Here is a 26421-nt window from a genome sequence, read left to right as displayed (position 1 = left end):
TTTATAAATTTACACTATTGTTCTTAGTTTTTGCATTACTACCACCATGGCATAAGTATCCATTTGGCAATATTCAAGTAAGGCTTTGCGTGCCTTGGCTTTATTGCCGGTATATTTGCCTTCAAATAGGGCATAGAATATATTGCTTGCCGTACCGCCATCACTTATTTCTAAGTTGGTATAAGAAAATTGGGGCGCTAAAGCCGGTAATACCGCTTTTATAGAATAACTTCCGTGCATTTCTTTTGTATAGTATTGTTTTTGCTGAAAAGGTTGCATTAAATCTACTATTCTGTTGAGTATATTATTAATTTCCTCATTATATTTTGGAAAAATAGTAGCTAATTCCTTTAATCTACTACACTCAAATGTTTTGTTATAAACCAGTACGGTCCCTTTTGTGCCACAATCTTTAATTAATTTTTGTAAAAACATAGTACGTGGGTCTGTGCCATCTGTTTCGGCTAAATATTCTTTATGTACAAGTTCCGCATTTTCAAATTCTTCTATGTGTAAGGAATATTGAAACACCGTTTGTCCATAAGGTTTAGTGTTGTCTAATGGTGGGATAGCGGGCATAATGGTTTCAAAATCAAGATAATAAATAGGATATGATATTTCATTAAGAAAAAGGTTTATTGCTTTTTCATCTATATAATCTTCTTCTGTTTTTTCTGCATCTACTTGTATCTGTTGATTTATGGTTAAAGGAAAATCGTCCGGTATATCCTTTAAATCTGTAATGCCCATATCTATCAATTGTTGTGCTTTGCCTCTGTTATGAACCAACTCTACTACATTAAAATAAGGTATATCTTTCCAGCAGTAATTCATATAATCGCAAGGGTAGGGGGTATTACATTGTTCGCCTACATCTATTTGTGGACATTTTTTTAGCTTTTCCACTTCTTTTAACTTTTCTATAGTTTCGGGTAGCGTATCTAAGCCAGCTTTTACTTCATCTGTAATTGCTGTGGCTGTAAATAATTGTTGAATATCTAAATCGCCTTTGCGTTCATAAGTATTATTAAGGTGGGTAATGTAAATATTTTCAATATCAATACCACAGCCTTTAGCCACATAGTATTGCACAGTAGCATCTTCTATATGCTGGGGTTTAACGGAAGTAGAGCTTTTTACTTCATATAAATTCCATTTATTGCCGTTTTTTACCAGTAAATCTACAGCTACCAGAACATCATCATATACAAAAGTAGCTTCATAAATAACGTTTTGCCCATTATCTATTAGTTTTTTTGTTTGTTTATAGCAAGAAAGATTTGGGTAATCATGCCCTTTAGTAGCATCTATACCTTTAGGAAATAATCCTTGAGCCAAAATACCTACATCAGTTCCTGTTTGAAATATAGCTTGCTGTTGTTCATTTATTTCACGTAGATTATAAGCATGGCGGTATAACCACAAAGATTTATGACATTGTTTGCCTCGCATTATTTTAGATTTAGATAGCATATTCTTTGTTTTTATTTTGCAAAGTTACCAAAGCAAAACGGAGTGTATGTGCGGAGTGAAGGAATGAAAGTAAATTTTAGTGAATATTTTTATATAAAATTATAGTTACCTGCTATAGCTTTACTGCAATTATCTCTTTTATTATACTTTTGCTTACTAATAACATTTTACCAGCATTTTATGATTTTTTTATCGTCATTTAATGCTGGTTTTTCAATTCAATATGGTTAATTCATTAAAACTTTATTAATAACAAAGCAAATGTTAACATTTTTTTTTGTTAAATAATTTGTGTTATTCATACTTTTTTTATATTTGCACCCATTATTCACAATTTAAAAACAAAAAAACAATTTAAAGATGAAAAAATTATCACTTATTTTAGTTGCAGTATTAGGTTTATTCGTATTTTCTTGCAATTCAAGTTCTACTGAAGAAGCTGTAGAAGAAACAACAACTGAAACTGAAACTACTGTAGAAGAAGCTGTGGAAGACGCAGGTACTGCTGTAGAAAATGCTGCTGACGCTGCTGGCGAAGCTGTAGAAAACGCTGCTGACGCTGTAGAAGGTGCTGCTCAAGACGGTGTTGATGCTGCTAAAGATGCAGTTAACAATGCTGCTACAAAAGTAAAAGAAGCTACTGAGTAATTTTAACTCAAACATTTTACAATAAAAAAGGGGGCTAATTTAGCCTCCTTTTTTATTTGTGTCATTTGTTCTATTAGAAAATAGCGTTTATATTTCTAAAAACTAAGAAAATGTCTAAAGATCATCAAGCTTTTTTTGTATTCTTTCTTTGCGTTTTTCCAATTTATTTCTTCGTCTTGCTTTTACCTTTGCTAAGCGTTCTTTTCTTTTTATAGTGTTCAAATAATATTGCCCTTTAAAATATGAAAATTTGTTTAAATCTTCTTTTGTAAATACTAAAGGCGTTACGTCATGACTTAAATTTCTTTCATCTTCAGTTTTAAGCATTTCTTTGGCTAATTTTTCAAATTCGGTTTGTAAAGCGGCTAAACTCCATTCTCCAAAAACGGTATGCCCACCTTCGTAGCACTGCACTTGATATTCTTCATAAGTTGTAATATAGCCATTGTAAGCGTTAGAGTAGGGGTTTAATATTACTTTAGTATATCCACCATTTCCTATTAAAATATCTTCTATAGTTTTTTGCAATCTTTGAGCGGCTATAGTTGTTATTTCAAACGGAAAAGCACATATAGCAATGGTGCCTAATTTTACTATTTGAAGTGGCAAAATTTGAGGAGTCCACGGGTTTTTATCTAAAGCTCCACGTCTGTGAAATTTTTTAAGATTGCTAATAGTTTCATCAACCCAAGCGGGCAATATTAAATTATTAATATCATAAGTAGCCATTATTTTTCTGTCACCAGATTCTATGGCTATATCTTTATTTCCCTGCGAAGTATATTTTTGTCGCATAGCCATGCCCCATTCTTTTGGCATAAATAAAGCACGCACGTATTCTCCTGCTTTTACGGCACGGCTTAGCAAAGCAGTTATATACGCAAAAGGCTCTAACATGCCAGGTCCGTCAGGAGCTCCTTTTAAAAACGCAACACCCATACACGAAGGACTTGTTCTTGCATTTTTAATACCTCCGGTAAATTTTTCGTCAATAATAATATTGCTAAAGTCAACATACATTAATCCATAATCTAACTCATTTACTTCAATTTTAGTTTGATTTTCTTTTGTAATTAGCTCTTTTGCTTTTTCATATTGAAGTTGACCGTTGTATTGAGCACTTTTCATGTCATCATTCAAAAATTTACCGTCTAATTTTCCTCTTATTCTTGAATGTTTTTTGTTGTATTGAAATCTTGGCGAAACATCTCCACAGCTTCCTTGAGCAAAAATGCCTAAAAAATCAGTTTTATTTTTTTGCAAATCATCTTCTAAATATTGTGCGGCAAAGCCTTTGTTATCGCTACAAACAGATGTATTAGTATTAGGCAAACTGGTAGGGTGAGTACCAAACCAATTTATGCTTCCTTTTATTTCATTTTTTTCGTTTACAAATTTTAGTAGCCTCATTTCTCTATTGATGCCTAAATGAAGTTCTTTTTTAGTTATTTTTTTGGCTTCGGGATTTTTTAAATAAGCTTTTAACGAACGTTGAAAACCTACTTCTTTTTCTTCTTCAAATTCGCCCTCAGAATATTGAACTGAAACTTCTTCAAAATTTTCTTCAGCTTTTAAAATAGCTTCTACTATTCCATCTACTATTTTATTATAAATTTCTAATACAAAACCGGGACTATTGGTATTATACAATCCATGGTGCGAAAAGCCACTGGGGCCGCTGTGGGTGTGCTGTGCTGCTAATAGGATATTGTTATTATTATATTCCGTTTTGTCGTGTTTTCGCCTTAGTTTTTTTACTACACCTCTTTTTAATGAAGGAGTTATAAAACCTAATTCGCAATTTATGTAAGCTATTAATTTTTCATCTGTTTTAAAAAGAAATGCCCTTGCATAAAGTGGCGTAGCCACATTTTCCATAATATTGAATGCCTGCCCATAACCAAGCATACCCACGCCTTCTTTAAAAGCAGTTATGTCTGCTTTTCCTGTTCCTAATAACATGTAATTTTAAGTGTTTTTATATTAAACACTAAATTAGATAAAGTATTGTGGCTTAACGAACTATTTTATTAAATAATTCTTAAAATCCGTATTGAAACTGTAAAGCGTAGTTTCTTGGTGCTTCTATTATGCCCGGTCTTTGGCTGTATTCAATATTTAAAATATTTTTAGCAATAAAAGTTAAGTTGCTATGGTCTTTAATATTTAGTCTAATTCTGGCATCTAAAAGGAAATAACCTTTGTCGTGTTTTTCTCTAAAGGCATTTACACCGTTAATTCCTCTTGTTACGGGTATGTTTATCATATTACTAACATAAATACCTGAAAGACCCATGGTAAAGTTTTTAACTGTACCTTCTATATCGGCTTTAAAATTATGTTTACTTCTGTAGTTTAAGTATTTATAGTTTTTAGGACCATAAGCGGCTATTCTTTGTTGTTTTTCTGCTCCGGTTAGGTTTTTTAATACCGGATTAATAAAAGAGTATCCTACTAAAAATTGTAGTGGGTAAGTAAATAGTTTGCCTTGTCCCATTGCCGAAATTTCAAATCCTGCAATAGTGGCGTCATCAAAGTTTTGAGCTTGTATGGCAAATCCTTGACCGAAATCAAAATCTATTAAGTCAATATATGCGGTATAAAATCCGGCAAAATCAAAAAAGCCTTGCCAATTTCCTACTTTAACGCCTTGTTTTACACCTAACTCGGTACTCCACCCGGCTTCAGGTAGTAAGTAGGGATTGGGTTGTACTTCCAAGCCTCTTTTAGTTTGAATAAAATATTCAGTCATAGTAGGCACTCTAAATCCTTGTCCAAAACCACCTCTTAAATAGGTTCCTTTTACTACTTCGTAGTTTACACCAAATCTAAATAATGGTCTAACTGGCGATTTTATAGTACCATTCTTTTTAAATAAGCTTAAAAATTGCAATTTATTTTGAGGAGTTATAGAATCTATTTTATTGTATTCAGCTCTTAAACCACCGGAAATAGTTAATTTATCAAAGAATTTTTTTTCTGCTTGAATAAATGCACCTGTGTTAACAGCAAAATGGTTGCCTGTAGTAAAAGTATTTCCTTTAGAGGTAGTGTATGAGCCTGTTGCTCCTGTTATAATAGTTAAACCAATGGCAGTAAAATCTTTAGTAAAATTATATTCGCCATAAATATGGTTGGTTTGCATTGACTCTAAGTTGAAGTTTGTAGATTGGTTATTGTAATAACGCATTCTAATGGCGTGCTTATTCTCTTTTTTATCAAAGTAATTTAAAAAAGGAGAAAGCGATATTCTTCTGTCAACATAGTCTGTTCTTACATCAGCTTTGAAGGGATTAGTAGGGTCAGAAGGTATTAAAATGTCTTCATCTATTCCACTTTGCAAGAAAAACTGTCCACCTTCTTGATATACAAAGTTCCAAGCTGTACCATAGTTTAATCCGGGATTTTTCTTAGAAATATGACGTATTTTGCCATTAATTCTAAAACGGTCATATTCATTATCTTTTCTAAAACTTTGGTCATGGCGGTAATGAGCTCCTAATACTAAATCTAAGTTTTTAAAACGTTGGCGGTGTTCATAAGTTGTATTAAAAAATACGGGAAGATGATTGTAGTCGTCCCACCACCAGTTTGGGTCTTTCATTCTATTAGGGTTGTCATTTCTTTTTTTAATAAGATTTGATGTAAATTTTTGATAAACCCCAATTCCTGTAGTTATTCTTCTAAAAGGTACTGTATCTGTAGGCCAAGCGGTTCTAAAGTTAATAATACCGTTTAATGCAGAAGAACCATAAAGAGCAGAAGACGCTCCTTTAATAACTTCCACTTGTTGTAAGTTTTCTAAAGGTAGTGTTTCCATAAAAACACCTCCATTTTCGGGGCTTAACTGAGGTACTCCGTCTATTAAAAATAATACTCGGCTTGATGCTGTAGAACTCCAACCACTACCACCTCTAATACTTGGACTTTCGCCCAGCTGTGTATAACCGGGCACTTTGTTTAAGGCTTCTTCGGCTTGTGCTACGTTATTTTCTATAATATTAGGAGATAAAACTTCCATTGAAACTATTTCTTCTCCAAATTTCTTTTCGTATTTACCTCCTGTTACGGTAACAATGTCTATTTCCACTTCACTGTCTTGCATGGTGGCATTGAGTGTTTTGGTTTCTCCTGCGGTTAGGTAAACTTCTTTAATGTTTTGTTTTTTACCTATAAAACTAAAAAGTACGTAGTATTTTCCGGCAGGTACAGAAAGTGTGTAGTTTCCGTCAAAGTCTGTTTGTGTAGCCCATCCTTTAGCGGCATCTATTACTACATTTACGGCATACATACCTTGTTTATCTTGGTCTATAACTTTTCCTTTAAGTGTAGCATTTTGGCTAAATAAGGAGATGAAAAGTAAACAATTGAGAGCTAATAAATAGAATTTTGTCATAAACTGTGTTTGGTTAAACAAAAAGGCTAATCATATTACAGATTAGCCTTGCAAAGATAATATCTTATTTAAAAAGAAAAGTACAGATTGTGAAAATACGTACTTGAATTTATTAACATTTTACTTTTTATCGTGCTTAAAATTATAATTAAATTGTAAGGCAAAACTCATAGGGTCTCCTAATAATGTAGGACGTATATCATAAGTTAAATTTAATAGATTTTTACCTACTAAAGATAACTTAGCTCTATCATTAAAATTATAGGCAATTCTTGCGTCTAATAGAGTAGTTCCTCTTCCATCATATTTTTGTCTGTATGCTTTTAATCCAGAGAAAGCTTCTGTGCCTATTAATTCTTCTACATTATTAATGTCGCTAGTGAAGCTTCTAATTAATGCATCTTCAGGGATTGTTTCAGTAAATAAATCGCTTACAAAAAGTTGGTCAATATTTTGCATCCAACTTCTATATTGTACTGAAATACCAAAATCAAACTTTTTAAAGCTTGTAGAAACATCAATCATAAAGGTGTGTTTATTTCTGTATTTTAGTACTTTTTCATTTGATGAAGAAACGGAAGAATAGTTATTGCCTCCATCAGAAGTAGAGCTTAGGTTTGTAAATTGTTCTACTCCACTTTCTCCGGGTATAACTTCTTCGCCTTTTGTATTGTAAAATACTACAGGGTCATCCCAGTTTAAAGGAATTGGTTCTATATAAGTATAACCTACCAATATATTTAAAGGGAAATTTCCTATTTTTCCCTGACTTCCTCCTGAAATTTCAACTCCTGCGATTAAGGTCTCTCCAACGTTTTGAGAAGAGAAGCCTACACCTAAATCTATAATTGATAATGGAGTGCCATTTGCTAAATCGTTAATTATTTTTCCCGCATTAAACTCACCAAATTGACCAAAGTTAAATTCCATCATATCTTGGTATTTATTAACAAATCCTGCAACATCTACATAAGCTCCCCAATCTCCAATTTTAAAACCTTGTTTTACACCTAACTCTGCATACCAACCTTTTTCTGGTCTTAATTTGGGATTAGGGTACAGTCCAATACCTCCTATGTTGCTATTGATATATAGCTCAGCCATTGATGGGTATCTAAAACCTTCGCCCCAAGAAGCTCTAATAAAAGTTGCTTTAGCAGGGGAGTAGTTTGCACCTACTCTGAACAAGGGTCTGTTTAGATTGTCTTCTTTACTATTATCTCCGGCACTTTTCTTTTTTTCATTGAAAGTTAATGATTTTATGTAGAAAAATTCATACCTAGACCCAAAAGTTAAATTTAATTTATTAGCAAATAGTTTCTTTTCTAATTGTACATAAGGTGCTATGTTTGTACCATTATGTTCTCCTACTAAAGATGCACCTCCTCTGCCTTCAGGGCTTCTTACTGTAGAGTAGTATCCAAATAAACCACCTACTACACTCATTTTTAATTTATTGAAATATCTGCTATACTGTGCATCAAACATATACATGATTGGTTTAGAGCCTTGTCCTGTATTGTTTCTATTGGTCGTATTAAAGTATCTAGTTTTTAAACTAAATGTATTTTCTTTTTTATCAACATAGGTTATAAAGGGATCAATAGCAATTCTATTGTTTTGGTATGCACTTGCGGTATTAGGCATAGGTACTCTTGATTGGTCTCCAGAGCCATTCCATAGGAAAAAAGCAGAGCCCCAACTTCTATATACATTAAGATTGACTCCTACAGAAAGACCTTCAACTTTTTTAGGTCTAAATCTGAATTTTCCTCCTACACGAGCATCTCCACCACTATTTTCTTTTAAAGGATCTTTATTTTGAGAAAAAGCACCATTTACTACTACGTCAAATCTTTTAATTTTTCTTTTATGAACAAAATTAAAACCTGTAAAAAATGGTTGAGAATTATCATCATACCACCAGCCAGCACTTTTATCCCTTGGTCCGGCAAAAATACCACTCCATATACTAACATTTGTTTCCGGAGTAGATTTAGCATATCCTGTTCTAACATTAATAACACCATTAAGTGCTCCTGAACCATAAAGAGAAGAAGCTGCTCCTTTAATAACTTCAATTTGTTCTATATTCTCTGTTGGCATAAAACTCCATTTAGTATCAGCAGCGTCAGCACTTAATAATGGCATATCATCAAATAGTATCATAACACGGCTACCAGCTCCATAGCTCCACCCTGCACCACCACGTATATTGGCTTGACCTTCTACTAATGTTACTCCTGGTACTTTATTCATCCCGTCTTCTACATTAGTAATATTATTTGCTTGAAGGAGGTCACTTTTAAGTACTTCCATACTTACGGTTTCTTCACTTAGCTTCTTTTCATATTTAGAAGCAGAAACCACTACGGTGTTAATTAATTCTTCTTTTTCTTTAAAAGCAACGTTTTCTGTTATTGTTTCTCCAGCTTTAAGATCTACTTTTATTATTTTATCTTCTTTACCTATATATCTATACAATACGGCATAAGAACCTGCCGGTACAGATAAAGTATAATTTCCATCAAAATCTGTAACCGTAGCCCAACCTTTAGATACATCAATAATAATGTTAGCTTGAATAGCAGGTTCGCCATTTTGCTCAGTTACTTTACCTTTAATAGTTCCGTTTTGAGCGTAAGTAAAAAATGTTAGGGTTGTTAGTAATAATGTAAAAAAAATGTGTTTCATAAAGTTGTTTTAATGATTTGTGAGTGCTAAGATATACAAATTTTGAAATCATAAAAAATATTAAATTTCTAAAAAAGATTTTTAACGATAAGTTAATTTAACATTTTCATTTTCAGAAGTTATGGCGATTAATAATTTTCTTGTTTTGAAACTTAACTTTTATTCATATCTTTGTTACTAAATTTAATCAAATCAACATGAAATTTAGAAAATTACTTTTTTTGTTTGCAATAACTCTGTTTGTAAGCAAAACCTACAGTCAATGTTCTTCTGGAGTACCCAGTACTTCTATTTGGGGAACAATTGACGATTTTACATTAGGAGTTACTATAGATAGTGATCCATGGGATATTGACACTTTAAAAGTAACGCAAGGTGTGGACACGTCAATAATAGTGCAGGCACTATTTCCTAAAAAGCAAAATATTACTTCACCTATAAATGGTACTGCTACAATAAACAGTATAGAAATACAAGGTGTGAGCAACCTTCCTTTAGGTTTAAGTTGGAGAACCGATTCAGTAAATGCCTCAAGTAATACATATCATCCTCAAAATACTAATGGTAGATATGGAGCTATAACAGTTTGTGGAAGTACCTTTAGTGCTCCTGGTTTAAAAGTAGTTAATGTTGCAATAGAAGGTTGTGGTAGTATATCTGGTATTTCAGACTGTGCCGCACAACCATTACAATTGTATGTTTTAGTTTTACCTGGTACAGGAAGTGGACCAGTACAAATGAGCCCTCCTATAAGTTGTGATTCTGCAACCGTTCAATTTAATACAACATTAAGTTCTACCGATGAGATATTAAACCCTGTGTCATATTCATGGCAATTTCATGATGGAACTACAGCTACTGGCAAACCGGTAAGTAAATTTTATGGTGCTCCTGGAAATTATCCTGTAAAAATGACTGTTGAAATTAGCGAATATTATATTTCTGCCGCATCAACTGCTTTTACAGGAGGTTGGTATCCTGATATTGAAGAACTAACAGCAGTTCAGGATCCTGAGCCGTATTTAAAAATAGACGGTGGAAATGGTTGGGTAAGTACAGGTGGAGCTGGAAGTGGAAGAAATAAATCTTGGACAGGTTTAAATATTCCGTTAACTTCTGATACTATTAAAATTCAAGCATGGGATGAAGATACAAACACACCAATAATTGGATCCCCGGATGATAATTTAGGAACAGTTTCAGTTTATGTTCCTTTCCCCTATGTTGGAGGTCAATTTGGTGCTTCTAATAATAATCATGCATCAACTGTTACACTTAGTATTCAAGTAGCAGAAACTTTAGTTTATTGGGATACCGTTAAAATTTTACCACCTTCTACCGTTAATCCTTTAGTAGCTTCTAATGGTTTTACTATCTGTGGAGGAGATTCAACTGAGCTTAGCTTGGGTGCTACTTCTTATGATTTGGTAAAATGGTTTAAAGATGGTGTTGAGATTTTGGGTGAAACAAATTCAACATTAATGGTTACAGATGCAGGATTTTACAATGCAGAAGTAGTTGAAACTGGAAGTATTTGTCCAAGTTTAACAGATTCTGCGGAGATAATAGTAGAAGTTGTGAGTACACCAACTATTATGGTAACTTCAAATGGTGGTTTGTATGTAGATAATCCTAATGGTTTTGATGTACAATGGTACGCTAACGGAAGTGGAAGTGCTATTCCTATTCCGGGAGCAACGGCAGATACATTAGCAACATTTAATCCTTTAAATGCTCCATTTACAGTTAGCTTTACTTCGCCTTTAGGTTGTGAGGCTTTATCTGCTCCTTTTGCAGTTTGCGTGGCTGGTATTTCATCAGCAGACGCTACTTCTTTAGGGGTAGGAGGAGAAGTTACTATAAGTCATGAAGACTTTTATTTGAATTCAGGCTTTGATGTAGCTTGGGCTATTTCTACAGAGGCAGATGGTCCTGTAACAGATATGACATCATTACAAACAGCTATTGATAACGGTTGGGTTATACCATCTTCAAATGATAGTGGAGTAGTATTGAATTGTGGAAGTTTACCTGATGGCGTTGAAAATGGAGATTACTATTTTACTCCTATTTCTGCCGAAGCTTTGGTTATAGATTCAATTATACATCAACCAAATGTTGATTCAGGTTGTATATCTGATGCTCAATTATGTTTAGATATAGCAGCAACAGATGGAGTTCTTTTAGTTGCAGATAGTTTGATATTTACTTTCCCTGATGGAAGTACAGCAAATTTAAGAGATATAGTGCCTGCTAATTTCCAATCTTTAATTCCTGATACAATAAACAAAGCTTTAATTGATATGTTGCCGTCTATAGTTCCTGGCGGAAGTTTATGTTTCCCTCTTACAGGGTTATATAGTGGAAATCCTAATGGCACATGGAGTATAAGTGCTTTAAATGTAGGAACTGGTTCTTTAACATTAACAGTACCAAATATTGTATCTACGGTTTATGCCGATTCTTGTCCGTTGATTACACAAGACCAAGTAATAACAATTCCTGGATTTACGGTAAATATAGCTCCTAATTCCTCATCTTCAGTATCATTTACTTTACCACCATTGCCAAGTAATTTCCCTACTATAAACAATGCTTGTAATGTAATTGGTAGTGCTACAATGTTATCTATTAATTGTCCAACAGGAATTTCAGATGTTATTGATGAAGGAAGTTTAACATTATATCCTAATCCAAATAATGGTTCATTTACTTTAAAAATGGATATTTTAAAAGAAAGTAGTGTGAAATATAGTGTGTATGATGTGGCTGGAAGAACTATCTTTGCTAAAGATATGGGTTATCAAAATGGCATGATTTATGAGAATATTAACTTGCAAAACAATTTAGGAACAGGTTTTTACGTTATTAGCATTGATATTGATGGTAATTTAATACAAAAACACTTTATTGTAAAATAACTTGCAATATTAAATTATTATTGTAATTTTGCTAACATTATATTATTAATCAAACAAACAATTATTAATTAAAAAAAAAGAAAACAATGAAAAAATTATTTTTAAGCTTATTTGTAATGGGATCTATAACATTCGGCTTACAGTCTTGTAAAGACAGTTGCGATGATGTTACTTGCCCAACTGGTCAGGTGTGTGAAGACGGAGATTGCGTAACTGACCCTAACTATGACCCTTGTACAGGAGTAACATGTGCAACAGGTGAAATTTGTGAAGATGGAACTTGTGTAACAGATCCAAATGCATATGATTGTACAGAATGTGGAACTTATAATACTGAGGCTACAGGTAACATGAATATCGCTAATGGAGCAGTATTAGATACAACTTGGACTGATACAAACAAAGTAGTAATTGTAGCACAGTTTTTACAATCTGGCTCTGACTATTCTTTGTCTGTAGATTTATCGGGTATTTCAAGTTTATTAACTGACCCAATTGCAGTAGAAGGTTCATATAATACTAGTACTAAATTATTTACTGTTACAGATTTTGAATATAGTGTACAAGGTATTGCAACTGTGCTTGTTAACGGTACAGCAGATTTCTCTACAACAGATGCAGTTTCTGGCAGTTTAGCTATTACAGCACCAGCTGGAGCTTCAGTTCCTGTAGATGGACAGTTGGATTTTGCAGGTACTAAACAATAGTAGTTTTAATACTATTTTAAATTAATAAAAATGCCCTATCAATTTTTTGATAGGGCATTTTTATTTTCTTCTATTTGGGAGTGACTAAAACTTCTTTTCTACATAAATGGCTTTTAAACTATAGAGTATATCTCTCAGTCTTGCTGCTTCTAAGTAATCTTTTTGTCCGGCAGCAGATTTCATAGCCTTTTCTATTTTCGCTATTTTATCTTCTAAAGTTTTCTTGTCGTTGTAACTCTCGCCCTCTTCAGCAGCTAAATTTAAAGTGGGTTCTTCATTGCTGTAAGCCGTTGCTTTTCCTTGCATAAAATCTAAAACAGAACCCGATAATAATATTTCTTCTTTTGATTTGAATACCGTTTCAGGTGTGATATTATGCTCCGCATTATAAGCTATTTGTTTTTCTCGTCTTCTTTCCGTTTCTTCAATAGTTTGTTGCATGCTTTTAGTTATTTTATCGGCATACATTATTACTTGCCCTTTGGCATTTCTTGCCGCTCTACCAGCGGTTTGTATCATGCTTTTTTTGTTTCTTAAAAAACCTTCTTTATCCGCATCTAAAATTGCTACCAAAGAAACCTCCGGAATATCCAAACCCTCTCTCAGTAAGTTTACTCCTATTAATACATCAAATTTTCCTAAACGTAAGTCTCTTATTATTTCTACTCGCTCTAAAGTATCTATTTCGGAGTGAATATAACGGCAACGAACGCCCATTTTAGCAAAATATTTAGCTAATTCTTCTGCCATTCTTTTGGTAAGGGTTGTTACTAATACTCGTTCATTCTCTTGCCGTCTTAGTTGAATTTCATGTAGTAAATCGTCTATTTGATTTTGTGTAGGACGCACTTCTATAGGGGGATCTAATAAACCCGTAGGGCGTACCACTTGCTCTACAACCACACCTTCACATTTCTGCAATTCATAATCTCCTGGTGTAGCACTTACATAAATAGCTTGAGGTATAATATTTTCAAATTCCTCAAAATTTAAAGGTCTGTTGTCTAAAGCCGCAGGAAGTCTAAAGCCATATTCAACTAAATTGGTTTTTCTGGCTCTATCGCCACCATACATACCCCTAACTTGGGGCAGTGTAACATGACTTTCATCTATTACTAATAAAAAATCATCAGGGAAATAGTCTATTAAACAGAAAGGTCTATCGCCTTCATTTCTTTTATCTAAATAGCGTGAATAATTCTCAATACCGGAGCAATAGCCCAATTCCTTTATCATTTCAATATCAAATTCCACTCTTTCTTTTAATCGGGCGGCTTCTAAATGCTTACCTATACTATCAAAATATGCTGTTTGTTTGTGTAAATCATCTTGCACTTGATGTATAAAAGAAACCATTTGGTCTTTAGGCGTTACGTATAAATTGGCAGGAAAAATAACCATTTCGTCTAATTGCTCAAAAGATTTTCCGGTATCTATGTCAAAGCGTTCTAATTCTTCTATCTCATCGCCAAAAAAACTAATTCTGTATCCCCAATCGGCATAAGGAATATTGATGTCAACTATATCTCCATTTACCCTAAAAGTTGCCCTTGAAAAATCTGTAATGGTTCTACTGTATAAACTTGACACTAAGTTGTGCAAAAAAGTATTTCTGCTTATAATTTGACCTATATGGAGTTTGATAACGCCATTGGCAAAATCAGTAGGATTTCCCATACCATAAATACAAGAAACAGAAGCTACAATTACTATATCTTTTCTTCCTGAAAGTAGGGAAGAGGTGGCACTTAGACGAAGTTTGTCTATTTCTTCATTTATTTGGAGGTCTTTTTCTATATAAGTATCTGTTGTGGGCAAGTAGGCTTCGGGTTGGTAATAATCGTAGTACGAAACAAAATATTCTACAGCATTATCGGGAAAAAATTGTTTAAACTCGCCATAAAGTTGAGCTACCAAAGTTTTATTATGTGTAAGAATTAAAGTAGGTTTTTGTACTCGCTGTATTACATTGGCTATGGTAAAAGTTTTTCCACTGCCTGTTACTCCCAATAAAGTTTGAGCTTCATCGCCAGTTTCTATGCCTTTAACTAATTCGTTAATAGCAGTAGGTTGGTCGCCTTTCGGCTGAAATTTAGATACAAGTTTAAAATTCATATAGCTTATGCAAATATGGGGAAAAATAGGGGTCTTAATGTTAAAAGAAACTTAAAAAACATATTTTGGTGAAAAAATGAGATGGAAATACAATATTCAGAATTTTGTAGTCGTTAATAATGTAAATAAAAGAACACAATATGACCCAAAACTTTACCTTTAACGATTTAATCCTTTATTATTACAACGAATTGCCCAAAGATAAAACTAATGCTTTGCAAATAGCTTTAGAGTTTGATGCTACATTGAAAGAGGATTTTAAAACCATTCAAGAAATAACTTCTTTATTAGATAAAGAAAAGAAATCTCCAAGTACTTTTAGCATAAATTATATATTAGATTATAGTAAAAAATCTAATGGCGAGTTAGAAACTATTTAGAAGTATGCTCACTTATTTAAGTACTTTACAAGTGCTCCTTAGTTTCTTTTGTTTAATTAAAAGATCTATTGTTTCAGTATTTTTAATATTGGATTTTAATCCGCAATCGCATAATTCGGTAAAAGGGTTTTTGTCTAATATTTTGCTTTCTAAATAACTTAAGGGAGGAACTTCTGTATAGCTACTATACTCTTCAAAACTAATGTCTAAAAAAGCGGTATTGATTTGTATGCCCTTATTATCTAAGTAATAATCTTGTAGCAATTTTGTAGGTGTTAAAAAACTATTTCCTGTTTTTACATCATTAGGGTGAGGGTAAGAGATAATGGTTTTTTTATCTTCCGATAAAATTACAGGTACTTTATTGCTATAATCGGCATTGGTTTTATACACATAAGCTCTTGGCCCGGGTGTAAATAGCGGACTAAAGTTTTTATCGGCATTTTTTAGATTTTTATTGCACGATAAAAATGAAAAAATGCCAATTAATGTTATTAAAATGCTTAGTATTTTCATTCTTTAATCAATTTTTCAGTAAACGTTTTTCCGTTCGTTTTTCCTTTAAGTATATAAACGCCTGTACTTAAATTACTAATGTCTATTTGCTTTTTATTAGAATTAATATCTGAGTAGTTTACTTGAATTTCTTTACCCAGATTATTGTACAGTTTTAATTGTTCTACGTTATTTTCCGAAGACAAAATAATGCGTTCTGAAGCCGGATTAGGATATAAATTAACCAAATTTTGTTCTGCGGTTTCTATAATTCCTACCGGATTGTTTGTTTTTTCAACATTCATCTGCAATAAATAAGAACCCGTTTCTCCTGCAAAATAAGGAGCAACTCTAAAATAGAGTTCTCCTCCGTTTGTTATGCCAATAGTGTATCCAATAACATCATCAAAAGCAGATGACCAATTAACTATATCTGTAGAATAACTAAAAAGAGCATCTACTGAGTAAGTATTTCCATTTCCACTATTATAAGAATCGTGGAGGCGAGCCGAAACATTATAATTACTTCCTGCCGGAAGTACTAATTTGTAGTAGTCATTATCTGATGTGATATGTAAATTTGAACCTGTGGTAGAAACATTTGCATTATTTCCACTAAAATTAGGGTTAAAAGCATACGCTTGACTTTCGGCATCATTATTTTCATAAATATCCGGAGAAATTTGCGGTGCTTTTACCGTTACTCTTATAGGATTAATATAGTTGGAAGAGCCTACTATATTCAAATTTCCACCATTGGGAAAATATACAGCTGCCAACAAATAAGTTCCAGGGGTGGAAGCGATGGCATTAGTAGAAAATGTTAAAGAGTTATTATACGTATATCCGGGTGGTAATCCATTGTTTTCTGTAATAGTTTCTATTCCTTCTGCATAAGAACCATCTAAATTGTATAGATTAACCGCATAATCACCATAAAAAGTAGATGCTGAATTATTTATTAAATTCAAATTAACAGATAGCGGACTTCCTTGCACAATACTACTTCCTGTGTTAGATGTTATATTTTCTGTCAATTCTAAATCGTTAGGATTTATAACATTCATTTGAATAAAGTTTGCATAAGGCGTATTATCCGCCACTTCTATCCAGTTATTTCCCGTAGGGCGATAGAAAATACCAACATAATATGAGCCCGGCACCATACTTAATAAACCTCCCGAACTAAATACCATATTGCTTGAATATGTATATCCGCTTTGTAGTGTAGCTCCTGTTAGTACTTCTACATAATCTAAAAAGTTGCCATCCAAATCAAAAACTGCGGCACAATAATCTCCTGCAAAATTATTTACATCATTATTTACAACATTGGTACTTATACTAAAACTTTGCCCATAATATATAGTAGAATTAGAGGGCGAAACATAGTCATTTAAAGCCAAATTTGTACTACCCGGTTGAGTGCCTCCGCCACCACCGCCTCCGCCACCGTTGGCAGGTTCTATTCCTATTAATGCTTGCTGTCCGCTATTGTATCCTCCGGAGCCACCTCCTGTTCCTACACCACTTGGATTAAGGGCATTAACCACAAAATAACCATCGTAAGCTCCGCCCCAGCCCCAATTAAAGTGGAAATATCCATTATTATCATAGCCGTCACACACAAATGCGTGCCCTCCGCCAGAGCCAAATCCGGTATATAATATTGGTCTGCCGGCATCAAGTTCAGTTCTTAACATTGATGTCCATTGAGATTCTGAATAATTACTTCTCGCTAAGCCTTGCATAGATGTTTTGTAGCCAAAATAGGTTTTTAAAGCATATTCCGAGCAATGCTGAACAGGACTTTGAGCACTGATAACAAAAGCTCCGCTTACTTGTGGGCTATAATCCATATCTACACTTACACCTACATGATACATTAAAGTGGCAACAGCACTATTAGAACTGCTCACATTATTAGGCATTGAAGCCCAGTTGTAGGTAGTACTTCCGAAGTTGGCAGATAAAGTGCCATAATTATCTTCATTATAAGAGTGGAAGCCTGAACCTGTGGCAGGATAATCCCAATATTTCATTATTTGACACATAGCCGTGGCTACGCAACCCGTTACAGAACCACCGGGGCACTGTGCATTATAATATGGCGATTGATTCCAAGTGGTTTGTACTAATGGCGAAACGGCATTAGTGCCTTTAGCTTGAGCTATGGGAATATCATTGTAATAAGATGTCCATAAAAAGTCTATTGTAGGCGTAGCCTCAATGTTATTGTCGGTTATATAAATAATCTGTTTTTTATACAGTTCAAACCATTTTTGAATACTGTTGGGAATATTATTTACATCAATAGTTCTGCTTTCGTCAGAGTATCCCAATATTGGCATTGCTGCATCATCTGCTGCAACTATTACAAATTCATTATTGGCAGTTGTAAAAGTATAAAACAAGGGTAGGGGAGCATTAAAATATGCAGGCTTGTGTTTAGAAAATTCTGTTTTAACTAAAGTTAAATGACTTGCATCTGCAATTTTAGTTTCATTTTCTAAGAAATTTTGAGCTACTATTTTGGCATAATTTGCATCTATTGTTTTAGCAAAAGAAAAAGAAAGCGAAATGATAAAAAGTAATGAAGAAAGTATTGATTTTTTCATGGTATAGGTTTTAGTTGAGATAAATATAAGGAATAAAAATTAATTTAATAGAAAAGAGTGTATATTTTTTTGCGAATTTAAGGGATGGGGGATAATGAAAAGTGCTGTTCTACCTATGAACATAGATATCTTATAAGCTAAAATTTTATTAATCTAAAGGCATTTACCATTGTAAAATCCAAATAGGTATTAACAATTGCTATTATTTCCAATAAGTTTTAAAACAATACACTATCTTCGTTTTTCGTTCGTTTAAAAACAAAATTATATTTTGAAGAAAGTACTTATTTTTTTATTTGTTATCAATACAGCTTATGCACAAGTAGGCGGTATGAGTACTTTTCAGTTTTTAGATATGCCTGTTTCTGCTCGTGCAGCAGCACAGGGAGGTGTTTATAATCATATTTACGATACCGAAGATGCCGGTTTAGCCATTGGAAATCCTGCCATGTTGCAAAAAGGAATGCATAAACATATATCTATGTCGTATTTGCCTTATTTTGCAGGTAGTCATTATGCCAATGCTTCTTACGTGCACAGTTTTAATTTTGCTACTTTTCAGTTTGGAGCTCAATTTATGAATTATGGCAAGCAAGAACGCTATGACGAATACGGCAATAGCCAAGGAACTTTTGGTGCTTCAGACGTGGCACTTGTAGTAGGAGCAGGGCGTAGCTTTTTTAGCGATAAACTTAAGTTTGGAGCCAATGTGAAATTGGCATATTCGCAAATAGAAAGCTACAATGCAATGGGTATGGCATTTGACTTAGCCGGAATGTATGTAGATACCGCAAAAAACTTTTCAGCATCATTAATAGTTAAAAATGTAGGCTTTTTAATGAAAACCTATGTAAAAGGAAAAGGGCAGGAAATGATGCCTACCGATGTGCAGTTTGGTATTTCAAAGCGATTTAAACACCTGCCATTTAGAATAAATATAACAGCTCATAATTTTACACGCTGGGATTTAATAGATGATAATGGCGTAGCCAATGATAACCAAACCGGCAGTATATTTGGCGAAGAAGATAAAAAACCTAAAAAAGGAGTAGTTTTTTTAGACAATATGATGAGGCATATTATAATAGGTGGCGAATTTGAGTTTGGAAGAGTATTCTCATTAGGTTTTGCGTATAACCACCACAGGCGACAAGAGCTGAAATTTCCCAATAAAGCAGGATTGTCGGGCTTTAGTTTTGGAGCAGGCTTGCATATAAAAAGAGTTGATATACAGTATTCTTTTGCAAAATATACTGTAGCCGGTTCTGCCAATCAGTTTACTTTAAACTTAAATTTAGGCGAGCAGATAAAACACCGAAAACCACAGAAAAAGGAAAAACCTGCTAAAGAAGAAAAAAGCAGTAATAAAACTACAGAAAAGTAAAGGAATTAAAAGCTTTTTCAGTACCTTTGCACTCCAAAATATTTATTCTTAACCCGATTTTTTGTAAAACTATTTGAAAATCAATAATTTATATTGAAAATAGAATAGCCAAAAAGTCATAAAAAAAATTAAACATGTCAAGTAAAAAAGACGATTTAAAAAAACTAAACGGTGTAGGTCCTGCCTTTGAAAAGAGACTAAACAAATTAGGCGTTAAAACTTTTGCCGATTTAGTTGCTCTAACAGATGAGAAAATTGAAGAACTTGAAAAAGAAGATTCAATGACAAGCTTAGATGTATGGCACGATTGGATAAACGAAGCTAAAACATTCTTAAATGAAGCAGAAACTACTGAAGAAACCACAGAAGAAGAAGTAGTAGAAGTAGCAGAGGAAGAAACTGACGGCAAAGCCGATGAATCTTCTGACGATGATGAAGATGTAGAAGATTTTGAAGAAGAAGACGATGTAGAAGATGCAGAAGCTCCGTATGTTAAAGAAGCAAGAGAAGAAGCAGTAGAAACAGCTCATGATGATTTTGATTGGTCTGTAGATAAAAGAAATGTAACTACATATTCTAAAGCTGAAAAAGCTGAAATGGAAGAAACTTATACGGCTGCATTAAACTCTTTAGAAGAGAATACAGTGGTAAAAGGTACAGTGGTAAGTATTAATAAAGCAGATGTAGTATTAAACGTAGGTTTTAAATCTGACGGTATGGTTTCTACTTCTGAATTTAGAGATATGGAAGACCTAAAAGTAGGCGATGAAGTAGATGTTTACGTAGTAAATACTGAAAACCAAAGAGGTCAGTTAGAGTTATCTCGTAAAAAAGCTAAATTACTTACTGCTTGGACAAGCATTAAAAATGCTTACGAAAACGATGAGATTGTTAAAGGTAAAATTATTACTAAAACTAAAGGTGGTTTAATAGCCAATGTATTTGGTTTAGAAACATTCTTGCCGGGTTCTCAAATAGATGTTAAGCCAATAGTGGATTATGATGCGTTTGTAGGTAAAATTATGGAATTTAAAGTAGTGAAAATTAATGAAGCTATTAAAAATGCCGTAGTATCTCACAAAGCATTAATTGAAAGCGATATTGAAGAGCAACGTTTAGAAATAATCTCTCAATTAGAAAAAGGTCAAGTATTAGAAGGTGTTATTAAAAACATTACAGACTTTGGAGCATTTATAGATTTAGGTGGTGTAGATGGTTTATTATACATTACAGATATTTCTTGGGGACGTATTAACCACCCAAGTGAAGTATTAGAATTAAATCAAAAAATTAATGTTGTTGTATTAGAATTTGACGATAAGAAAAGTAGAATTTCTTTAGGTCTTAAACAATTACAACCACATCCATGGGATGAATTTGGCGATAAAATAGAAGTAGGTCAAAAAGTTAAAGGTAAAATTGTTAATGTTGAAGATTACGGAGCTTTCTTAGAAATTAATCCGGGTGTAGAAGGTTTAATTCACGTAAGTGAAGTGGCGTGGAGCAATGAGCCTATTAACGCAAGAGATTTCTTTAAATTAGGAGATGAGCACGAAGCTGTAGTGATGACAATAGATAGAGAAGAAAGAAAAATGTCTTTATCATTGAAAGAATTAACTCCAGACCCTTGGAATGAAATAGGTAAAAACTTCCCAATAGGTTCAAAACACAAAGGAGAAGTTAAAAACATTACGCCTTACGGTGTGTTTGTTGAGTTAGAGCAAGGTATTGGTGGCATGGTTCATATTTCAGATTTATCATGGACAAAACGTTTCAATCATCCGTCTGAGTTTACAAAAGTAGGTGAAGAAATAGAATGTGTAGTTTTAGATATAGATAATGAAAACAGAAAATTATCGTTAGGACACAAACAAATAGAAGAAGACCCATGGGATACTTTTGAATCAGTGTTCCCTGAAGGTTCTGTGCACGAAGCTACCGTATTAAAAACAGAAGATAAAGGAAGTATTATATTATTACCTTATGGTTTAGAAGGTTTTGCACCTACACGCCACATGAAAAAAGAAGATGGCTCAGATGCAAAAGTTGACGAAAAATTAGATTTTAAAGTATTGGAATTTAATAGAAACGATAAGAGAATAATTCTTTCTCACTCAGCTGTTTATAATGATAAAATAGAAGCAGAAAGAGCAGAGCAAAAAGAAACAGCTAAGAAAGACAATGCAAGAACGAAAAAGGCTATAAAAGACTTAAATTCAAGCAATGAAGCTTCAACTTTAGGCGATTTAGATGTACTTTCTCAATTGAAACAAAAAATGGAAAAAGCTGAGAAAAAAGGTAAAAAATAATTTTTCAGTTATGATATTTTAAAAAAAGGGTTGCATTAAGCAACCCTTTTTTATTTTACGTATCTTTGGTAAAATTTTATGGAAATAACTACAGCTATAAAATCTTTTGATAAACTAAGTTTAGAAGAACTATACGGCATTATACACTTGCGAGAAAAAGTTTTTGTAGTAGAACAAAATGCCGCTTACCAAGATACCGATTATAAAGATCAAAAATCGTGGCATGTAATGCTAAAAGATAAAGAAAAGGTAGTGGCTTATGCACGAGTAATACCACAAGGAATTTCTTATACAGAAGCTTCAATAGGTAGAGTAGTTTCAGACGGAGCGTACAGAAAACTTGGATTAGGAAGAAAAATAATGGAAGAAAGCCTAAAAGTTTTAAATGAAAAATTTAAAACAAGTGCATGCAGAATTTCTGCACAAACATATTTAGTACCTTTCTATAAAAGTTATGGATTTAAAGTATGTAGCACAGAGTATTTAGAAGACGGATTGCCACATTACGAAATGATAAAAGAATAATTATGCCAATAATAGATATTTTAAACGAACATTTTCCCGAATTTTTAGATGCAGATTTACTTGCTGAAATTGAAAAAAAAGGAAAAATAGTTAAGTACAAAGAAAATGAAGTTATTATAGATCATGGGAGTATTATAAAGTATATTCCCTTGCTTTTTGATGGAAAATTTAAAGTATTTAAAGTAGATGAAGAAGAGCACGAGCTATTTTTATACTATTTAGATGCGGGGCAGGGCTGTGCTATGTCTTTTGCGTGCTACGATAAAATGAGCAGTATAAAAGTGCAGGCGGTAGAAGATTCAAAAGTTGTAGCTGTTCCGTCATCATCTATGGAAGATTGGATGATGAAATATCCAAGCTGGAATAGATTTGTTTTGCGTTCGTACAACCAGCGTTTTGATGAAGTGCTAGAAACGCTTAATGAAGTGGCATTTAAGCAGTTAGATGAAAGATTGCTAAATTATTTGCACAAACAAGTAGATGCAACAGAAAATAGTGAATTAAATATTACGCACGCTCAAATTGCCCAAGAGCTAAATACATCAAGAGAAGTAATATCAAGGCTACTAAAAAAGTTAGAAGAACGCAAAGAAGTAAAATTAGAAAGGAATAAAATAACGGTGTTTTAGTTTAAGCAACCAAAACGGCACTTTCAGCAGTTTCTATTTAGTTTGGTACATAGTTTTAGCTAAAATTGTGCATATTTATGTGTGCAAACCCTAAAAGTATGAACCTAAAACTAATCTTATTACTCAGTTTTTTTACAATAAGTCTATTTTCTTATACCCAAAATACCCCTCAAATTGATAGTTTAAAACAAGAATTATCTAACTATCAAAAGCAAGATTCTCTTAGATTTGAATTGCTGATAGAAACCTTTAGATTAGAATTTAAACAGGATTTAGATTCGGCTTTGCAGTTAGCCGAAGAAGCCCATTTAATAGCTAAAACACTTAAAAATAAAAGATTTGAAGCTAAGGCTTTAATTTATAAGGCTATGTATTATGGTAAAAACAAATTGTACGATAAAGCATTGAATCTTGCTATAGAATCTTACGAACTATCTAAACAACATAGCCCAAAAGAAGAGCAAATTTTTATAAAAAGTGAGTTAAGCTCTTACTACCGCGTTACCAACGAAACCGATAAAGCATTATCTATTATGCTGGAAATAATAGAAATGGTAAAAAATGATGCTCCATCACCCAATAAAGCAAGATATTATTTTGAAGTAGGTAATACTTACGGCACTATGGAAGATTATACCAATGCAGAAATTTATTTCAACAAAGCAATAGAAATAAGCGAAGAAATTGGATTTACACCAGGCATTATGGCAGGAAAATCTACCTTGATGGAAATGTATTATATGGATAATAATTGCCAAAAACTATATACGCTCTATGATGAATTATTAATTTATTATAGTCAATCTGCCGATAAGTCAAAGTTGGGGAAAATTAAGATGTTTAAAGGGTTTTGTTTAGTGAAAGAGCATAAATATACTTTGGCAAAACCATATTTAGAAGATGCTTACAAAATTTATACAGATGTGGGCGATATGCAATCGAAAAAAAGAATAGCGGAAAAAATGATAATTATGTATTCGGCTCTTCAACAATTTGATAAAGCCGAAGAAATAGAATTTGTTTATATCACTTTAAAAGACTCTTTAGATAATGAAAAAAGAATGGCTTTAGCAGAAGAACTAAAAGAAAAATATGAAACCGACATTTTAAAACAAGAAAAAGAACAAGCCTTAGTAAATGAGCAATATGCCACTCAGTTAGCCGGCAAAAACAAAAAATTATTTATTGCTTCATTAATTGGAGGACTAGCTATTCTGCTACTGGCACTTTTCTTTATTTATCAAATACAGCTTAAAAAACGTGCAGAAATAGCTGAACTAAAACTATTTGAAACAGAAAATAAACTCAATTTAGAACGCCAACTTAATCAGGCAGAATTAAAGGCTTTAAAATCTCAAATGAATCCACATTTTTTGTTCAATGCTTTTAATTCTATACAAGAATACATTATCTTAAACAATAGAGAACTGGCTAGCGATTATTTAGGGAAATTTGCCGATTTAATGCGTATTTACCTTGACCATAGCAGAGAGAAACTCATTACATTAGAAGATGAAATTAAAGCGAGTGAATTGTATTTGTCTTTAGAAAAAATCCGTTTTGAAGATGAATTAAATTACAGTGTTTCAAAAGCTAAAAATATAGACGAAACACAAGTTTCTATTCCGCCAATGTTGATACAACCCTTTATTGAAAACGCATTAAAACACGGTTTGCTTCATAAAAAAGGAGAGAAAAAACTTAACGTATTTTTTAGCACAAATGAAAAACAAGACGTTATTTGTACTATTGAAGACAATGGAATAGGTAGAAAAGCGTCAGCTATGTTGCAACAAAATAATATGAAAAAGCATAAAAGTTTTGCCACTTCTGCCACACAAAATAGGATAGAGCTACTCAATATGGGAAGGCAAGCAGATATTTCGTTACAAATTGAAGATTTAAGCAATGATAAAGGCGAGGCTACCGGAACAAAAGTAACTTTAATAATCCCAAAAGCTTAAAAACATGAAAGTAGTAATAATAGATGATGAGGCTAAGGCAAGAAAATTATTAAGCACTATTCTGCAAGATTTTTGTGAGGGTATAACGGAAATATTAGAAGCTGAAAATTTACCAAAAGGAGTAGAAATTATTAAAGCAGAAGAACCTCAATTGGTTTTTTTAGATATAGAAATGCCCGAGTATAATGGCACACAAATTTTTGATTTTTTTGAAGCTGAAGAAATTAATTTCAAAATAGTATTTACCACCGCTTATAGCGATTTTGCCATAAAAGCCTTTGAAATGAATGCGGTAGATTATTTGCTTAAACCAATGCGTCCCAATAAGGTAAAAGAAGCTGTGGCAAAGGTAAAACAGCAATTAAAAAATCAAGATTTTTCAAATCAAATAAAAGAGCTGAAATTAAGTTTTCAGTCTGCTATGTTTGATAAAATAGGCTTGCCTGTTTCTGATGGTATTTTGTTTGTAAAACTTGATGAAATAATAGTGATGGAAGCAGACGGTATGTACACCAAAGTGTATATAGAAAACGGTAGAAGTCATGTAATAAGCAAACCGCTTAAATATTTTGTAGATATACTCAAAAACAATAACGTTTTTTACCGACCGCACCGCTCGTATTTTATTAATATAAAACACATCAAGCAGTTTGTAAGAAAAGACGGGAATTACATAGTAATGAGCAATGATATTATAGTATCAATTTCTAAAGATAAGCGAGATGAGTTTTTAGAGATAGTGAACTCAATATAGTTTTTTAATGACTATCCGTTATTATACCAATAATTTATACTTTAAGATAACATCTTGGGACGTTTAAGTAGTTTGTGGTCTTTTACTTTTGTCTTGATACAAAAGTAACAAAAAATCAAGACTGTAATCAAAAATACTAAAATGCTATAAAACAGACGAGGACAAATTAATGTATGCTCAATTTTAGTTTTCCTAAAGTATTTTCACTCGTAGGAGCATACTAATTTGTCTATCCGTATTTTTATAAAAACCACTTATAGTTGATGTCTGTTTTACATCATTTCTTAACGTATTTTTGATTAAGGTCAGATAAAAAGTGCACTTTAAGTTTGCAAGTGGGGCACCCATTAACCGAAAACTCCGTAAAAAATTAAACTGTTTGAAGAACGGAGTGATGAGTTTTTGATTT

Annotated in this window: 17 protein-coding genes; 10 read left to right on the top strand and 7 right to left on the bottom strand. The window is 32.9% G+C overall.

Annotation, left to right across the window (positions count from 1 at the left end; all coding sequences use genetic code 11):
* Positions 1-9 precede the first annotated feature (9 nt).
* Complete coding sequence (locus tag H6578_09665; GenBank protein ID MCB9227419.1) at positions 10-1473, bottom strand: DUF2779 domain-containing protein; 1464 nt, start codon at positions 1471-1473, stop codon at positions 10-12.
* A 360-nt stretch (positions 1474-1833) separates the two neighbouring features.
* On the opposite strand from H6578_09665, the gene H6578_09660 reads away from it, so the two are divergent.
* The gene (locus tag H6578_09660; GenBank protein MCB9227418.1) at positions 1834-2121 is read left to right on the top strand and encodes a hypothetical protein; all 288 of its coding nucleotides are present in this window, start codon (positions 1834-1836) and stop codon (positions 2119-2121) included.
* 114 nt (positions 2122-2235) lie between these two features.
* On the opposite strand, the gene H6578_09655 is transcribed toward H6578_09660, so the two are convergent.
* The 3 genes from H6578_09655 to H6578_09645 form a co-directional block, all read right to left on the bottom strand.
* Positions 2236-4083: a neutral/alkaline non-lysosomal ceramidase N-terminal domain-containing protein gene (locus H6578_09655; protein MCB9227417.1), complete on the bottom strand. Its 1848-nt coding sequence runs from the start codon at positions 4081-4083 to the stop codon at positions 2236-2238.
* A gap of 79 nt (positions 4084-4162) precedes the next feature.
* Complete coding sequence (locus H6578_09650) at positions 4163-6517, bottom strand: TonB-dependent receptor (protein MCB9227416.1); 2355 nt, start codon at positions 6515-6517, stop codon at positions 4163-4165.
* Positions 6518-6637: 120 nt separating this feature from the next.
* Positions 6638-9211 (bottom strand): TonB-dependent receptor, encoded by a 2574-nt coding sequence (locus tag H6578_09645; GenBank protein MCB9227415.1) that lies wholly within the window; start codon positions 9209-9211, stop codon positions 6638-6640.
* Between the two features lie 197 nt (positions 9212-9408).
* Here H6578_09645 and H6578_09640 point away from each other — a divergent pair, with 197 nt between their 5' ends.
* Both H6578_09640 and H6578_09635 read left to right on the top strand, forming a co-directional pair.
* A complete protein-coding gene (locus tag H6578_09640; GenBank protein MCB9227414.1) occupies positions 9409-12132 on the top strand; it encodes a PKD domain-containing protein in 2724 nt (907 codons plus the stop codon).
* Positions 12133-12218: 86 nt separating this feature from the next.
* Positions 12219-12839: a hypothetical protein gene (locus H6578_09635; protein MCB9227413.1), complete on the top strand. Its 621-nt coding sequence runs from the start codon at positions 12219-12221 to the stop codon at positions 12837-12839.
* Positions 12840-12923: 84 nt separating this feature from the next.
* Here H6578_09635 and uvrB read toward each other — a convergent pair whose 3' ends face one another.
* Positions 12924-14954 carry an excinuclease ABC subunit UvrB gene (uvrB, locus tag H6578_09630; protein ID MCB9227412.1) on the bottom strand — a complete coding sequence of 677 codons (2031 nt, stop codon included), beginning with the start codon at positions 14952-14954 and terminating at the stop codon, positions 12924-12926.
* 140 nt (positions 14955-15094) lie between these two features.
* On the opposite strand from uvrB, the gene H6578_09625 reads away from it, so the two are divergent.
* Positions 15095-15334 carry a hypothetical protein gene (locus H6578_09625; GenBank protein ID MCB9227411.1) on the top strand — a complete coding sequence of 80 codons (240 nt, stop codon included), beginning with the start codon at positions 15095-15097 and terminating at the stop codon, positions 15332-15334.
* A 12-nt stretch (positions 15335-15346) separates the two neighbouring features.
* Here the strand turns inward: H6578_09625 and H6578_09620 are convergent, their stop codons facing one another.
* Together H6578_09620 and H6578_09615 are read right to left on the bottom strand one after the other, a co-directional pair.
* Positions 15347-15850, bottom strand: a complete 504-nt coding sequence (locus H6578_09620; protein ID MCB9227410.1) for a hypothetical protein — start codon at positions 15848-15850, stop codon at positions 15347-15349.
* Positions 15847-18447: a thiol protease/hemagglutinin PrtT gene (locus H6578_09615; GenBank protein MCB9227409.1), complete on the bottom strand. Its 2601-nt coding sequence runs from the start codon at positions 18445-18447 to the stop codon at positions 15847-15849. The genes H6578_09620 and H6578_09615 overlap by 4 nt, the downstream gene beginning before the upstream one ends.
* 271 nt (positions 18448-18718) lie before the next feature.
* Here H6578_09615 and porQ point away from each other — a divergent pair, with 271 nt between their 5' ends.
* The 6 genes from porQ (at position 18719) to H6578_09585 (ending at position 26012) form a co-directional block, all read left to right on the top strand.
* The gene (gene porQ / locus H6578_09610; GenBank protein MCB9227408.1) at positions 18719-19831 is read left to right on the top strand and encodes a type IX secretion system protein PorQ; all 1113 of its coding nucleotides are present in this window, start codon (positions 18719-18721) and stop codon (positions 19829-19831) included.
* A gap of 281 nt (positions 19832-20112) precedes the next feature.
* Positions 20113-22140, top strand: a complete 2028-nt coding sequence (gene rpsA / locus H6578_09605; protein ID MCB9227407.1) for a 30S ribosomal protein S1 — start codon at positions 20113-20115, stop codon at positions 22138-22140.
* A 78-nt stretch (positions 22141-22218) separates the two neighbouring features.
* Positions 22219-22665, top strand: coding sequence for a GNAT family N-acetyltransferase (locus H6578_09600; GenBank protein ID MCB9227406.1), 447 nt, complete (start codon positions 22219-22221; stop codon positions 22663-22665).
* 2 nt (positions 22666-22667) lie between these two features.
* Positions 22668-23294 carry a Crp/Fnr family transcriptional regulator gene (locus H6578_09595; GenBank protein ID MCB9227405.1) on the top strand — a complete coding sequence of 209 codons (627 nt, stop codon included), beginning with the start codon at positions 22668-22670 and terminating at the stop codon, positions 23292-23294.
* A 98-nt stretch (positions 23295-23392) separates the two neighbouring features.
* A complete protein-coding gene (locus H6578_09590; protein ID MCB9227404.1) occupies positions 23393-25258 on the top strand; it encodes a histidine kinase in 1866 nt (621 codons plus the stop codon).
* A gap of 4 nt (positions 25259-25262) precedes the next feature.
* A complete protein-coding gene (locus H6578_09585; GenBank protein ID MCB9227403.1) occupies positions 25263-26012 on the top strand; it encodes a response regulator transcription factor in 750 nt (249 codons plus the stop codon).
* Positions 26013-26421 lie beyond the last annotated feature (409 nt).

It is taken from the genome of Chitinophagales bacterium (genome assembly GCA_020635995.1).
Taxonomy (GTDB): Bacteria; Bacteroidota; Bacteroidia; order Chitinophagales; family UBA8649; genus JAFMKE01.
Note: the sequence above shows the minus strand (reverse complement) of the source record. Positions and strands in the feature narration are given on the sequence as shown.

Excerpts from the sequence above, each read along its gene's own strand:
- H6578_09645 (MCB9227415.1), bottom strand. The coding sequence starts at position 9,211 with ATGAAACACATTTTTTTTACATTATTACTAACAACCCTAACATTTTTT.
- H6578_09635 (MCB9227413.1), top strand. The coding sequence starts at position 12,219 with ATGAAAAAATTATTTTTAAGCTTATTTGTAATGGGATCTATAACATTC.
- H6578_09640 (MCB9227414.1), top strand. The coding sequence starts at position 9,409 with ATGAAATTTAGAAAATTACTTTTTTTGTTTGCAATAACTCTGTTTGTA.
- H6578_09665 (MCB9227419.1), bottom strand. The coding sequence starts at position 1,473 with ATGCTATCTAAATCTAAAATAATGCGAGGCAAACAATGTCATAAATCT.
- H6578_09650 (MCB9227416.1), bottom strand. The coding sequence starts at position 6,517 with ATGACAAAATTCTATTTATTAGCTCTCAATTGTTTACTTTTCATCTCC.
- H6578_09590 (MCB9227404.1), top strand. The coding sequence starts at position 23,393 with ATGAACCTAAAACTAATCTTATTACTCAGTTTTTTTACAATAAGTCTA.
- H6578_09620 (MCB9227410.1), bottom strand. The coding sequence starts at position 15,850 with ATGAAAATACTAAGCATTTTAATAACATTAATTGGCATTTTTTCATTT.
- uvrB (MCB9227412.1), bottom strand. The coding sequence starts at position 14,954 with ATGAATTTTAAACTTGTATCTAAATTTCAGCCGAAAGGCGACCAACCT.
- H6578_09660 (MCB9227418.1), top strand. The coding sequence starts at position 1,834 with ATGAAAAAATTATCACTTATTTTAGTTGCAGTATTAGGTTTATTCGTA.
- H6578_09600 (MCB9227406.1), top strand. The coding sequence starts at position 22,219 with ATGGAAATAACTACAGCTATAAAATCTTTTGATAAACTAAGTTTAGAA.
- H6578_09615 (MCB9227409.1), bottom strand. The coding sequence starts at position 18,447 with ATGAAAAAATCAATACTTTCTTCATTACTTTTTATCATTTCGCTTTCT.
- H6578_09625 (MCB9227411.1), top strand. The coding sequence starts at position 15,095 with ATGACCCAAAACTTTACCTTTAACGATTTAATCCTTTATTATTACAAC.
- H6578_09655 (MCB9227417.1), bottom strand. The coding sequence starts at position 4,083 with ATGTTATTAGGAACAGGAAAAGCAGACATAACTGCTTTTAAAGAAGGC.
- H6578_09595 (MCB9227405.1), top strand. The coding sequence starts at position 22,668 with ATGCCAATAATAGATATTTTAAACGAACATTTTCCCGAATTTTTAGAT.
- H6578_09585 (MCB9227403.1), top strand. The coding sequence starts at position 25,263 with ATGAAAGTAGTAATAATAGATGATGAGGCTAAGGCAAGAAAATTATTA.
- rpsA (MCB9227407.1), top strand. The coding sequence starts at position 20,113 with ATGACAAGCTTAGATGTATGGCACGATTGGATAAACGAAGCTAAAACA.